Here is a 13,409-nt window from a genome sequence, read left to right on the forward strand (position 1 = left end):
GAATCCGCTTGGCGATGTGCCGTCGGTTGACTCCGGATCCCGGGTGCGATGCCGAACCGTGATCCCGGTGTGATACGGACTGAGGCATGCCTCTCGGAACCGTTCCGCCGCCCCGGTTTGCACCGGAATGCGCCGTTCCTCGCCGGGATTGCCGGCGCGTCGTGCGACGACTCGCGGGGGTAGGCGGACGTAGTCTCTCGGGCGTGGCCGCTCGCAGGGAGTCGAATGATCCGCCCGAGGTGTTCCAACGGGCCGTGAGCGAGCTGCGTTCCGCGCGGCTGCGCCCGGAGGTCGTCAGTGAGGAGATTCCGGCGCCACAGCGGGTCGCGCCTTTTTCCGCCGCGGTGAGCGCCGACGTCGTGATCGACGACCACGAGCTCGCCACCGGCCGGCTGGTCCTGCTGCATGACCCCGAGGGGCACGACGCCTGGCAGGGCACGTTCCGCTGCGTCGCCTACGTACGCGCGGAGATCGAGGCGGAGATGGTCACCGATCCGTTGTTGGGAGCGGTCGGCTGGTCCTGGCTCACCGAGGCCCTGGAAGCGGAGGGTGCCTCCTTCCTCGCGCCGAGCGGCACCGTCACCCGGGTCGCTTCGGAGAGCTTCGGCGGGATGGGCGAGGAGCCCGCCCGCGCGGAGATCGAGATCCGCGCCTCCTGGACGCCGCTCGACGGTGCGATCGGCGCACACGCCCAGGCGTGGGGCCTGCTGCTGTGCACCGCCGCCGGCCTGCCGCCCCTGCCGGCCGGCGTCGCAAGCATCCCGGACCGGCGGGTGAAGAACCGGTGACCGACTCCGCCGCTGTCGCCAACGCGCCGGCCGACGAGCCCGCGCCGCTCCTGACCCCGACCGACGGCCTGCCTCCGGTCGTCGAGTCAGCCGAGGCTCTGGCCGAGACCGTCCGGGCATTCGCCGCGGGGACCGGTCCGGTCGCCATCGACGCCGAGCGGGCGTCCGGCTACCGCTACTCCCATCGGGCCTACCTTGTCCAGCTCCGCCGCGAGGGCGCGGGGACGGCACTGATCGACCCCACCCGGTGCCCTGATCTCTCCGAACTCGACGCCGCACTCGCCGACACCGAGTGGGTACTGCACGCAGCGAGCCAGGACCTGCCCTGCCTCACCGAGATCGGGCTTTCGCCGCGGGCGCTGTTCGACACCGAACTCGCCGGCCGGCTGCTGTCGTTCCCCAAGGTCGGCTTGGGCGCGATGGTCGAGGACCTGCTGGGTTACCGCCTGGAAAAAGGGCACTCCGCCGTCGACTGGTCGACCCGTCCCCTGCCGGAACCCTGGCTGGTCTATGCCGCGCTCGACGTCGAGCTCCTGGTGGATCTGCGCGACCGGTTGGCCGACCAGCTCGACCGGGACGGCAAGCGGGAGTGGGCGACGCAGGAGTTCGCGGCCCTCATGGCCCAGCCGCCTCGGGAGTCCCGTCGCGATCCCTGGCGCCGCACGTCGGGCATCCACCGCGTCCGCAACCGGCGCGAGCTGGCGTACGTCCGTGCGCTGTGGCTCGCCCGCGACCAGGCCGCGAAGCGTCGCGACCTGTCGCCAGGGCGCGTGTTGAGCGACCAGTCGATCATCGCCGCCGCCAGCACCCGACCGACGAGCCGGAACCAGCTCGCCCGGTTGCCCGGCTTCGACACGCGCACCACCCGGCGTGACCTCGACCTGTGGTGGTCGGCGGTCCAACAGGCCCAGCAGGTGCCCGACCGCGATCTCCCCGAGCACACCGCTCCGTACGACGGACCGCCGCCGGCGCGCGCCTGGGCCGACCGTGACCCCTCCGCCGCCGCTCGGCTCACCGCGTGCCGGACCTCCCTGCACGAACTCGCAGGGGCGCACAAAGTGCCGGTGGAGAATCTCCTCGCCCCTGACGCCGTGCGCCGGCTGGCGTGGGATCCCCCGGTCGAACCCACGCAGGCGGCCGTCGCGGAGGCGCTCATCGCGCGCGGGGCCAGGCGCTGGCAGGTCGAGCTGACCGCCGAGCGGCTCGCGTCGGCGCTCGCCGACCACCACCCCGGCCCGTCCTGACCGCACGAGGCGGACCGGCCGGCGAGCTGCGCAACCTCCCAGGCGCGAATCCCGCCGTACGACCGGTGACCTTGGGCCCCTCGCCACCGGCCCGGCCGTGGACGCACGATGGAAACGGGCATGCCGCGGGCGTGGCGAAGGGAAGTGACCCCGATGTCGGATTTCGTCGACCCGACGTTCTACCGGACGCCGGATGCCGCCATCTCGGCTCCCCGCGAGGAGCTGGCCTACATCGCCGCCTTCGATCCCACCGGGCTGCAGCGCGACGCCATGACCGTGGTCGACTGCGCGCCGGCTTCGTCGTCGTATGGCGAGGTGGTCGGGCGGTCCGAGCTGCCGACTGCGGGCAACGAGCTCCACCACTTCGGCTGGAACGCCTGCTCCAGTGCGCTGTGCCACGAGGGGCACACCGGGACCCTCGAGCGCCGCTACCTGATCGTGCCGGGGTTGCGGTCCTCCCGTACGTACATCCTCGACACGAAGCCGGACCCGCGACACCCGCGCGTCGTGCGCACGATCGAGGCGGACGAACTCGCGCGGAAGGCCGGTTACTCCCGTCCGCACACGGTGCACTGTGGCCCGGGCGGCATCTTCATGTCGAACCTCGGCGGCGCCAACGGGCCCGGGGGCGCCGAAGGACCCGGTGGGGTGGCACTGCTCGACCACGACACGTTCGACGTGATCGGGCCCTGGGAGACCGACCGGGGCGGCCAGTTCCTCGCGTACGACTTCTGGTGGCATCTCGCCCACGACACGATGGTCACCTCGGAGTGGGCCACTCCCTCGATGATCGAGAACGGGTTGAACCCCGAGGACCTGCTCGGCCGCCGGTTCGGTCACCACGTCGACTTCTGGAGCCTGTCGGAAGGTCGCCTCACCCAGCGGATCGACCTGGGTGACGAGCACCAGATGGTGCTGGAGCTACGTCCGGCGCATGATCCGCGGCAGACTTGGGGTTTCGCCGGTGTCGTTGTCAGCGTCGCCGATCTGTCCGCCTCGGTCTGGCTGTGGCAGCGCGACGGCGACCGGTGGACCGCGGACAAGGTCCTCAGCATTCCCGCGGAGGTTGCCCGGCCGGAGGAGTTGCCGCCCGCGCTCCGGCCGTTCGGCGCGGTGCCGCCGTTCGTCACCGACATCGACCTGTCCGTCGACGACCGCTGGCTCTACGTGTCGTGCTGGGGAACGGGCGAACTGAAGCAGTACGACGTCCGCGATCCGCGGCATCCGCGGGAGACAGGCTCGATCCGGCTGGGCGGCGTCGCTCGTCGTCGGGCGCATCCGGCCCGACCGGACCTGCCACTCGCCGGTGCCCCGCAGATGGTCGAGATCAGCCGGGACGGACGTCGGGTCTATGTGACGAACTCGTTGTACGCCGCGTGGGACGACGTCCTGTACCCCGACGGCGTGGGTGCCTGGGCGGCGAAGTTCGACGCGGACCCGGAGCGTGGCGGGCTGACGATCGATCCCGAGTTCTTCCCGCACGGGGACGACTTCGGCGGGTTGCGGATCCATCAGGTACGTCTGCAGGGCGGCGACGCCTCCAGCGACTCGTACTGCTTCACCTCGTGATCCGAGCCGGCGTCGGGGTTCCTGTCCCGCGCCGCCGGGACGACGACGGCGCCTTCGCTGGGCGGCCCTCAAAACACCTCGCCTGATCGGGCGAATCGGTCGCGCAACCTTGTTACCAGCGAGTAGCATCGGTGGGTAGGTAGCGCATCTGCCGGCGAGAAATCGAGGAGGGCTACCGTGCCCCGAGAGCTCCGCGATGTCGTCTTTGTCGACGGCGTACGCACTCCCTTCGGCAAGGCGGGCGGGATGTACGCCGAGACCCGCGCCGACGACCTGGTGATCAAGTGCATCCGCGAGTTGCTGCGCCGCAACCCTCGCCTGCCGGCCGACCGGATCGATGACGTGGCGATCGCGGCGACGACGCAGACCGGTGACCAGGGCCTCACCATCGGCCGGACCGCGGCACTGCTCGCCGGTCTCCCCCGGACCGTCCCCGGCTACGCGATCGACCGGATGTGCGCCGGCGCCATGACCGCCGTGACGACCACCGCGTCGGGTATCGCGTTCGGTGCGTACGACCTGGTGATCGCGGGTGGCGTGGAGCACATGGGACACCATCCGATGGGCGAGGGCGTCGATCCCAACCCCCGCATCATCGCCGAGAAGCTGGTCGACCCGTCCGCGCTGGTGATGGGCCAGACCGCCGAGAACCTCCATGATCGCTTTCCCGGGCTGAGCAAGGAGCGTGCCGACGCGTTCGCGGCGGCGAGTCAGCAGCGGCTCGCCAAGGCGTACGCGGACGGCGTGATCCAGCGCGACCTCGTGTCGGTCGCCACCCGGAGCACGGAGTCCGGGTGGGGTCTCGCCACGGCCGACGAGCCGCCCCGGCCCGACACCACGGCGGAGGGGCTCGCCACGCTGCGTACGCCGTTCCGCCCGCACGGTCGGGTCACGGCCGGGAACGCGGCCGGCCTCAACGACGGCGCCACGGCGTGTGTCCTCGCCGCCGAGGAGGTGGCGAAGGAGCTCGGGCTGACGCCGAAGATGCGGCTGGTGTCGTACGCCTTCGTGGGAGTCGAGCCCGAGGTCATGGGGGTCGGGCCGATTCCCGCCACCGAGAAGGTGCTCGGCAAGGCGGGGCTGACAATGGACGACATCGGGCTGATCGAGATCAACGAGGCGTTCGCCGTGCAGGTGCTGGCCTTTGCCGAGCACTTCGGCCTTGCCGACGACGACCCGCGGATCAACCCCTATGGCGGCGCGATCGCGGTCGGGCATCCACTCGCGTCCAGCGGCGTACGGCTGATGCTGCAGTTGGCCCGGGCGTTCGAGGACCGGCCGGATGTGCGGTACGGCCTGACGACGCTCTGCGTGGGTATCGGCATGGGCGGCAGCGTGATCTGGGAGAACCCCCACTGGGAGGGTGCACAGTGAGCAAGGACACGGGTACGAACGCCGTGGTCGGCAGCGAGGTCTTCCCGGACGAGGTGGTGACGCACGCCTACGTGCGGGACGTCGAGATGCCGCACGGCGCCGGGACGATGGCCCTCATCACGCTCGACAACGGGCTCGACCACACCCGGCCGAACTCGTTCGGACCGCAAGGGCTGGCCGAGCTCGACGCGGCCATCGACGCGGTGATCGACCGCGAGGACGTGGCGGCGATCGGTCTCACGGGCAAGCCGTTCATCCTTGCGGCCGGGGCCGACCTCACCGGAATGCCACGGATCACCCATCGCCGGCAGGCGCTGGAGATCGCGCGGTACGGCCACGAGGTGTTCGGCAAGCTCGATGACGGCCGCAAGCCGTCGTTCGGGTTCATCAACGGCCTCGCCCTCGGTGGTGGCCTCGAGCTCCCCCTGAACTGCACCTACCGCACGGTGATCGCGAGCGCGCCCGCCGTCGCCTTCCCCGAGTGCTTCCTCGGCATCCTGCCGGCGTGGGGTGGCACCTGGCTCCTGCCCAACCTCGTCGGCGCCGACCGCGCGGTGAAGATCATCATCGAGAACGCGCTGAACACCAACCGGATGATGCGCGGACCCGAGATCCAGCCCGCCGGGCTTGCCGACGCCACGTTCGAGGGTGCGGACTTCCTGGAGCGGTCCATCGACTGGGCGGCCCAGGTCCTCACCGGCCGCATCACCGTCGAACGCGATCCCGTCGACCGCGGCGAAGCGTGGGATGCCGCGGTGGTGCGGGGCCATGCGTTCGTGGACGCGAAGCTGCACGGAGCCGCTCCCGCTCCTGTGCGGGCGCTCGACATCATCGCCGCGGCGAAGGTGTGTACGAAGGCGGAAGGCTTCGCCCTGGAGGACGAGGCGCTCGCCGACCTTCTCATGACCGACGAGCTGCGTGCGGGGCTCTATGCGTTCGACCTGGTGCAACGGCGGGCGAAGAAGCCGGTGGGCGTACCCGACAAGGCGCTGGCGCGGCCGGTCACCAAGGTCGGCATCGTGGGTGCGGGGTTGATGGCGAGCCAGCTGGCGCTGCTCTTCGCGCGCCGCCTGCTCGTGCCCGTGGTGCTCACCGACCTCGACGACGAGCGGGTGGAGAAGGGCCTGTCCTACGTACGAGGTGAGGTCGACAAGCTCGCCGCCAAGGGTCGCGTCAACGCTGATCTGGCGAACCGGATCAAGGGTCTCGTGACCGGATCGACGGACAAGGGTGTCTACGCCGACTGTTCGTTCGTCCTCGAGGCAGTCTTTGAGGAGATGAAGCTCAAGCAGCAGGTGTTCGCCGAGCTGGAGGGGATCGTCCCGCCGGAGTGCGTGCTAGCGACGAACACCTCGTCGTTGTCGGTCAGCACCATGGCGTCCAAGCTGACCCATCCGGAGCGGGTCGTCGGTTTCCACTTCTTCAACCCGGTGGCGATCCTGCCTCTGCTGGAAGTCGTCCGCGGCGAACGCACCGATGACGCCAGCCTCGCCACGGCGTTCGCGGTCGCGAAGGGCCTGAAGAAGAACGCGATCCTGGTCAAGGACGCACCGGCGTTCGTCGTCAACCGGATCTTGACACGGTTCATGGGCGAGGTGACGAAGTGCCTCGACGAGGGGACGCCGGCCGAGGTCGCCGACCGGGCGTTGCTCTCGCTGGGGTTGCCGATGGCCCCGTTCGTCCTGCTCCAGCTGGTCGGTCCGGCGGTGGCGCTGCACGTGGCGGAGACGCTGCACGAGGCGTTCCCGGACCGGTTCTACGTCTCACCCAACCTGCAACGGTTGGTGGCGGCGAACAAGCCCGGGCTGTGGTCGTGGAACGAGAAGGGACAGCCCTACCTCGACGACGACACCCGTGCGCTGCTCGATGTCGGTGACGCCCCCTCCAGCGAGGACGAGGTGCGTGAGCGTGCCCTGGCGGCGATCGCCGACGAGGTGCGCCGGCTCCTCGACGACGGCGTCGTCGCTGAGCCGCAGGACGTCGACCTCGCGTTGGTCCTGGGTGCGGGGTGGCCGTTCCACCTCGGTGGCGTCACGCCGTACCTCGACCGCAGTGGTGTCGCCGAACGCGTGACCGGGAAGCGGTTCCTGCGCAAGGGAGTCGCGAGCCTCCCGACATAGGTCGCCCTGCGGGATCCGGGTCGGTCGTCCCTGCGCTCCCGCGCGGCTCACCTAACCCGGCGTTGACGAGCTGGGCGGGCCGCCCGTGTCGACCGGCTCCGTGGTGGTCGCGAGCCGGGAGTGGCGCCGGCCGTAGCCGAAGTAGATCACGAACCCGACCAGCATCCACACCAGGAACCGCAGCCAGGTCTCGATGGCGAGGTTGAGCATCAGGTAGGCGCATACGACGACCGACAGGATCGGGATCAGCGGTACGAACGGCGTCCGGAACGCCCGCGGCAGGTCGGGCCGGGTCGCCCGGAGCACCGGGACCGCGATGCTCACGAGGATGAACGCCGCCAGCGTCCCGATGTTCACGAGTTCCGCCAGAACGGTGATCGAGGTGAACGTCGCCAGAACCGCGGCCGCGACACCGACGACGATGGTCACGACATACGGCGTCCGGAACCTCGGATGCACCTTCGCGAAGAAGCCCGGCAACAGGCCGTCGCGCGCCATCGCGAAGCCGACCCTGGTCTGGCCGAGTAGCAGGATCATCACCACGACGGTGATGCCGACGGCGGCCGCGACGGCGATGATCCGCCCCAGGGCGGGCGCGCCGGCGTTCACCAGAGCCGTCGCGAGCGGGGCCGCGTCCTCCGGATCGATCCGCGCGTAGTTCTGGATGCCGGTCAGCACGAGACTCACCGCGACGTACAACACGGTGCAGATGGCCAGGGATCCGATGATGCCGCGCGGCATGTCCCGCTGGGGATCCCGCGCCTCCTCGGCCGTCGTCGCCACGACGTCGAAACCGATGAACGCGAAGAAGACGACGGCCGCGCCGCTCGCGACGCCGGCCCAGCCGAACATCGCCGGCTCGACCCCGAACATCGCCTGGATCAGTGGTTGTGTCAGTCCGGTCCCGCCCTCGGTCGGCCTGCTCGACGGTACGAACGGAGCAAGGTTGCTGACCTTGACCATGAAAACGCCGACCACGACGAACAACAGCGCGGCGCCCACCTTGACGGCCACCGCGATCTGGTTGATCCGGCTCGACAGCTTGATGCCGGCCACCAGGACCCCGGTAAGGGCGAGGATCAGGAGCCCGGCCGGCAGGTTCATCACCCCGTCGGTGGTGTTCGCGACCGCCGTGGGGATCTGCAGCGGTGTGCCGCGCAGCGCGGTCGCGAGGTATCCCGACCACCCACCCGCCACCGCCGCCGCGGCGACGAAGAACTCGAGGATGAGGTCCCAGCCGATCAGCCAGGCGATCAGCTCGCCCAGGGCGGCGTAGGAGAAGGTGTAGGCCGAACCGGCCACCGGCACGGCAGAGGCGAACTCGGCATAGCACAGGGCGGCGAGGCCGCACGCGACCGCCGCGAGGACGAACGACAGTGCGACGGCGGGACCCGCGTAGGACGCCGCGGCCGTTCCGGTGAGCACGAACAGCCCACCGCCGATCGTCACTCCGACCCCGAACACGGTGAGGTCGAGAGCTCCGAGGCTCTTGCTCAGACGATGCTCCGGCTCCAGCGTGTCGGAGATCGCCCCTTCCACCGGCTTGGTGCGCAGCAGCTTCATGGCGCCACGCGTGCCCCGGCATCACAGCAGCGAAACGAAACCGGAGAGTAATCGATCAGCCACCGGCTACGGGCGATCGGCTGCAGGACGATCAGCTACGGGGCAGCTAGGGACTCAGCTACGGGGCAGCGGATCGGGATCGCCGCTCGCGAGGGTCGCACCGTCGAGCTGGGCCACGCGTTCCACGATGGCGCGGGCAAGGTCCTGGGCGCCCAGCCCGAACTCCGCCAACAGGCTGGCACGTTTGTCGTGCTCGGGGAACCGCTGCGGGATCCCGACCACCTGCAGCGGCGTGCTGATGCCGGCGTCGGCGAGGGCGAGGCCGAGGGCCGCTCCACAGCCTCCGACCCGCCCGCTGTCCTCGACGGACACGACCAGCCGGTGCTGGGAGGCGAGGCGCACGAGGCCCGGATCGACCGGTTTCACCCATCTCGGGTCGACCACGGTCACGCCAATCCCCTGCTCGCTGAGCCGGCTGGCGACCTCCAGGCAGGTCGTGGCCATCGCACCGACCGCGACGAGCAGGACGTCCCGCTCCCCCTCGCGGACCAGGACGTCACAACCGCCCGGATCGTCCAGGTCGGGGTCGACAGTGCCGATCGCGTCGATTGCGGGGATGTCGTCTGCCACCGGGCCCTTCGGGAACCGGATGACGGTCGGACCGTCGTCGACCGCCACCGCCTCGCGCAGCAGGTCGCGCAGCCGCGCGCCGTCCCGCGGTGCCGCGACCCGGAGCCCCGGCACGACCTGCAGGATGGACAGGTCCCACATGCCGTTGTGGCTTGGACCGTCGTCGCCGGTCACCCCGGACCGGTCGAGGACGAACGTCGCCGCGCAGTTGTGCAGGGCCACGTCGAGCAGCATCTGGTCGAACGCACGGTTGAAGAACGTCGAGTAGATCGCGACGACCGGGTGCATGCCGCCGAGGGCCAGCCCCGCCGCCGAGGTCACGGCATGCTGCTCGGCGATCCCGACATCCACGAACCGATCGGAATATTCCTGGGCGAACGCATCCAGTCCGGTGGGACCCTGCATGGCCGCCGTGATCGCCACAAGGTCGGACCGCTCCCGGCCGAGGGCGAGCAGCTCGTCGCTGAAGACCTTCGTCCAGGTACCGGTCGGATCAGTGCGGATCTGGTGCAGGCAGTCCTCCTCGTCCTGCTCGGCAAGGTCATAGCCGGCGCCCTTGCGCGTGACGCAGTGCACGAGGACAGGTCCGCCGAACCGCTTCGCCTGGTCAAGCGCGGACTCGATCGCCACCCGGTCATGCCCGTCGATCGGTCCGACGTACTTCAGGCCGAGGTCCTCGAACAACCCCTGGGGCGCCAGGACGTCCTTCAGGCCGCGCTTGACCCCGTGCAGGACGTCGTACACCGGCGTACCCACCAGCGGCGTCCGGCCGAGGGAGCGCTTCACCAGCTCGAGGACCTGTTCGTAGCGGGGGTTGGTCCGCAGCGCGTTGAGGTGCTGGGCGAGGCCACCCACCGTCGGCCGGTAGGACCGGCCGTTGTCGTTGACGACGATCACCAGGCGCCGGTCCTTCGCGGCTGCGATGTTGTTGAGCGCCTCCCAGGCCATCCCGCCCGTCAGCGCCCCGTCACCGACGATGGCCACGACGTAGCGGTCCTCGCCCTTGAGCTGGTACGCCCGGGCAAGGCCGTCGGCGTAGGACAGGGCGGTGGACGCGTGGGAGTTCTCGATCACGTCGTGCGGCGACTCCGCCTGGCTCGGGTAACCCGACAGGCCGCCCTTCTGCCGCAGCAGGTCGAAACCGGCCTGCCGGCCGGTCACGATCTTGTGGACGTACGCCTGATGGCCCACGTCGAAGAGGATCTTGTCCCGCGGCGAGTCGAACGTCCGGTGGACCGCGAGGGTGACCTCCACGATGCCGAGGTTGGGACCGAGGTGGCCGGAGCGGGACACCTTGGTCACGAGGAAGTCGCGGATCTCCCGGGCCAGGTCGACGAGCTGCTGCTCGGAGAGGCCGGACAGGTCGGAAGGCTCCCGTACCTTCTCGAGCAGGCTCATTGCCAGATCCCTCCTTGCAGGTCGGCCACGCGAAGGACTCGCCGTGCACGGTCCGCCCGATGGCTCGTCGCGGACCGTTCGCTCGAGTCTAGATTGCCCTTCGGCTGATCCTGGGACGCCGTGGCCAGGTGTGGGGTTGGCCACGTTGGTGACCATCACCGGCTCCGGCCGACTCAAACGAGTTGCGGGCGCTCCAGTTCGTCACCGTCACCGGGCATCGCCGGAGTGAGGATCTCGGCCGGCCGGCCCTGCCGGATCTCCAACTGCTCGACGGCAAGGACGAGCGCCCCGAGGACTTCGGCGCGCTCTCCCGTCTCGGCGGCCACCACCGGCGTCGACGCCACCGAGCACACGGCGTAACGGGGCATCGCGGCCCGGAGCGGGTCGAGGAAGACGTCGCCGGCCGCGGCCAGGTCACCGCCGACCACGACCCGTTCGGGGTTGACCACATTGCACAGGTTGGCCGCGACGAAGCCGATGTGCCGGGCCGCGTCGGCGAGCACCCGCCGGCAGCCGCCATCGCCCTCGACAGCCCTGGCCACGAGGTCCTCGATCGTGTGCAGGTCGGGATGACTGTGCCGGATGAGCTCGAGGAGGTACGGCGCGCCGACCAGCGTCTCGAGACACCCCCGGTTGCCGCACGAACACACCGGACCGGTCTCGTCGATGGTCAGGTGGCCGATCTCCCCGGCCGAGCCGCCGAACCCGTGGTAGACGTAGCCGTCGACGACCAGGCCCGCGCCGAGTCCCGTCGCCGCCTTGACGTACGCAAGATTGGCGACCCCGCGCCCGGCGCCGAAGTACAGCTCACCACGGGCACCCAGGTTGGCGTCGTTGTCGGCGAAGACGGGTACATCGAGGCGCTGCGCGAGATCGCGCACCGGATCCACGGCCTCCCAGCCGGGCAGGATCGGCCACGAGCCGAGGGTTCCGCCGCCGGGTGGCAACGGGGCCGGCAGCCCCACTCCCGCGGCCCTGATCTTCGTCCGGTCCTCGCCGATGTCGTCGAGCAGCTCGACCAGGAGCTTCTCGGCGGCGGCGAATGCCACGGCCGCCGAGGCCCCGACGTCGCAGGAGTGGCGGCGGCCGGACCGGATCGCGAACCGCAGGTCGGCGACGGCCACGCGGATGTGCCGGTGTCCGAAGTCGAGGCCGACGACGAGGCCGTCCTCGCAGCGGATCCGGACCTCCTGCGCCCGCCGGCCCCCGCGGATGCCCGGGGAGACCTCGACGGTTCCGGCGTCACCGAGCTGGTGGACGATGTTGGAGACCGACGCCGGTGACAGTCCGGTGAGGCGGGCGATCTCGGCTTGGCTGAGTACGCCGTGTGCCCGGACCGTTGCCAGCACCCGGCGGATGTTCGCCGCCCGAAGCGACGCCTGGGAACCCGGCCGTAGCGTCACGCGCCAAAGACAACCCGTGCGCAACCTGATCGTCAAGCCCTGGAACGACACCCACGGAGCGGTGTTCATCGGCCCGCAGATGTTCACCATCTTCTCCGCGGTTACTCCATGACGAAGAGTGACCGAACGGAAGCCCGGATCTGGCCGCGGACCCTGGGGCTGCCCGAGTCCGTACGCTCTGGACTCATGGACGGCTGTGCCTTCTGCGCGATCGCCGAGGGAGCCCCCGCGCACCGGGTCCTCGACGAACCCGAACTCCTCGCGTTCCTCGACGTCCGGCCGGTGTTCAAGGGACACGTCCTGCTGATCCCCCGCGACCACGTGGACACGCTGCTCGATCTGCCCGACGCGTTGCGCGACCCGTTCTTCCGTGCCGTGCAACGGCTTGCGGCGGCGATGGAGAACGGCCTCGGCTCACAGGGATCGTTCGTCGCGGTCAACAACAGGGTCAGCCAGAGCGTCCCGCACCTGCACGCCCATGTGATTCCCCGGACCAGAGGCGACGGGCTGCGTGGCTTCCTGTGGCCGCGCCGGAAGTACGCCGACGACGCCGAGGCGGCCGACTATGCCGCGCGGGTGCGTGCGGCGTTGTGAGGCGTACAACCTGGAGGTAGCGGCCAGCCGCAGCGGCGACGAAGATCGGATCCGCTGTGCCGCACTGTTCCCTCCCGATGGCGGGACCGGCATACTAGCCGGCGGCATGTGCACAAGGTGGACGTCGTACACCCGGGGGGGCCTAGGGTGCGAGGGTCTACCGCCACGGGGCCAGTCGTCATCGGTTCAGGAGGTCCGATCATGACAGACATCCGCCCACGGGCAGCCGTCCTCGCAACCATCGGTGCCCTCGCCGTCGCCGCGAGTGCCTACTTCGACTGGTTGGACGGTCGTTCCCCGGACCAGATACCAGTGCAGCAGCTTCTGCTCCAACCAGATCCGGCGGCGACCGCGGCGTCCTACTACCAGTCCATGGCTACCCCGCTGGTGGTGGTCGGCGCCATCGGCGTCCTTGCGACCCTGTTTCTGTCCCGCGCTCTGCTGTGGGTGACGTTCCTGCTCGCCCTCGCCACGCTGGGCCTCTGGGTCACGACCGTCGTCCTCGAGGTCCCGCCCGGCGAACTCTCCATCGCAGACATCCAGCCGGGCGCATGGATCAATCTCGGGGCGGTCATCCTGATCCTCATCGGCGCCGCCGCGCTGCGCGGACGAGGTGATGAGGACCTGGATGAGGAGGACGAGTTCGAGACGCCGCCGTTGACCCGCCAGCTGTCCGTCGACGACGGGCCGTGACCGGCAGCGGCCCGGAACGCGCTACCGCAGGAA

At 70.1% G+C, this 13,409-nt stretch carries 10 protein-coding genes; 7 read left to right on the forward strand and 3 right to left on the reverse strand.

What is annotated here, in order from left to right:
* The first annotated feature begins 203 nt into the window (after positions 1–203).
* From ABN034_RS00825 to ABN034_RS00845, 5 genes are all read left to right on the forward strand, one after another.
* On the forward strand, positions 204–788 hold the full coding sequence (locus ABN034_RS00825; RefSeq protein WP_349330711.1) for a DUF3000 domain-containing protein: 585 nt from the start codon (positions 204–206) through the stop codon (positions 786–788).
* Complete coding sequence (locus ABN034_RS00830; RefSeq protein ID WP_349689036.1) at positions 785–2,032, forward strand: HRDC domain-containing protein; 1,248 nt, start codon at positions 785–787, stop codon at positions 2,030–2,032. Before ABN034_RS00825 ends, ABN034_RS00830 begins: the two co-directional genes overlap by 4 nt.
* Positions 2,033–2,185: 153 nt before the next feature.
* Complete coding sequence (locus ABN034_RS00835) at positions 2,186–3,601, forward strand: selenium-binding protein SBP56-related protein (protein WP_349689037.1); 1,416 nt, start codon at positions 2,186–2,188, stop codon at positions 3,599–3,601.
* A 177-nt stretch (positions 3,602–3,778) separates the two neighbouring features.
* A complete protein-coding gene (locus tag ABN034_RS00840; RefSeq protein WP_349689038.1) occupies positions 3,779–4,975 on the forward strand; it encodes a thiolase family protein in 1,197 nt (398 codons plus the stop codon).
* Entirely contained in the window at positions 4,972–7,095 is a 2,124-nt protein-coding gene (locus ABN034_RS00845; protein ID WP_349689039.1) for a 3-hydroxyacyl-CoA dehydrogenase NAD-binding domain-containing protein, read from the forward strand. The genes ABN034_RS00840 and ABN034_RS00845 overlap by 4 nt, the downstream gene beginning before the upstream one ends.
* 51 nt (positions 7,096–7,146) lie before the next feature.
* On the opposite strand, the gene ABN034_RS00850 is transcribed toward ABN034_RS00845, so the two are convergent.
* The 3 genes from ABN034_RS00850 to ABN034_RS00860 all read right to left on the reverse strand — a co-directional run bounded on the left by ABN034_RS00850 (position 7,147) and on the right by ABN034_RS00860 (position 12,089).
* Positions 7,147–8,658, reverse strand: a complete 1,512-nt coding sequence (locus tag ABN034_RS00850; RefSeq protein WP_349689040.1) for an amino acid permease — start codon at positions 8,656–8,658, stop codon at positions 7,147–7,149.
* A 114-nt stretch (positions 8,659–8,772) separates the two neighbouring features.
* Complete coding sequence (gene dxs, locus ABN034_RS00855) at positions 8,773–10,686, reverse strand: 1-deoxy-D-xylulose-5-phosphate synthase (RefSeq protein WP_349689041.1); 1,914 nt, start codon at positions 10,684–10,686, stop codon at positions 8,773–8,775.
* Positions 10,687–10,859: 173 nt separating this feature from the next.
* Positions 10,860–12,089 (reverse strand): ROK family transcriptional regulator, encoded by a 1,230-nt coding sequence (locus ABN034_RS00860; RefSeq protein ID WP_349689042.1) that lies wholly within the window; start codon positions 12,087–12,089, stop codon positions 10,860–10,862.
* A gap of 186 nt (positions 12,090–12,275) precedes the next feature.
* On the opposite strand from ABN034_RS00860, the gene ABN034_RS00865 reads away from it, so the two are divergent.
* A complete protein-coding gene (locus tag ABN034_RS00865; protein WP_349689043.1) occupies positions 12,276–12,683 on the forward strand; it encodes an HIT family protein in 408 nt (135 codons plus the stop codon).
* A 201-nt stretch (positions 12,684–12,884) separates the two neighbouring features.
* Positions 12,885–13,376 (forward strand): hypothetical protein, encoded by a 492-nt coding sequence (locus tag ABN034_RS00870; protein ID WP_349689044.1) that lies wholly within the window; start codon positions 12,885–12,887, stop codon positions 13,374–13,376.
* Positions 13,377–13,409: the final 33 nt, after the last annotated feature.

The sequence above is a fragment of the Actinopolymorpha sp. B11F2 genome, from assembly GCF_040195635.1.
Lineage (GTDB): Bacteria > Actinomycetota > Actinomycetes > Propionibacteriales > Actinopolymorphaceae > Thermasporomyces.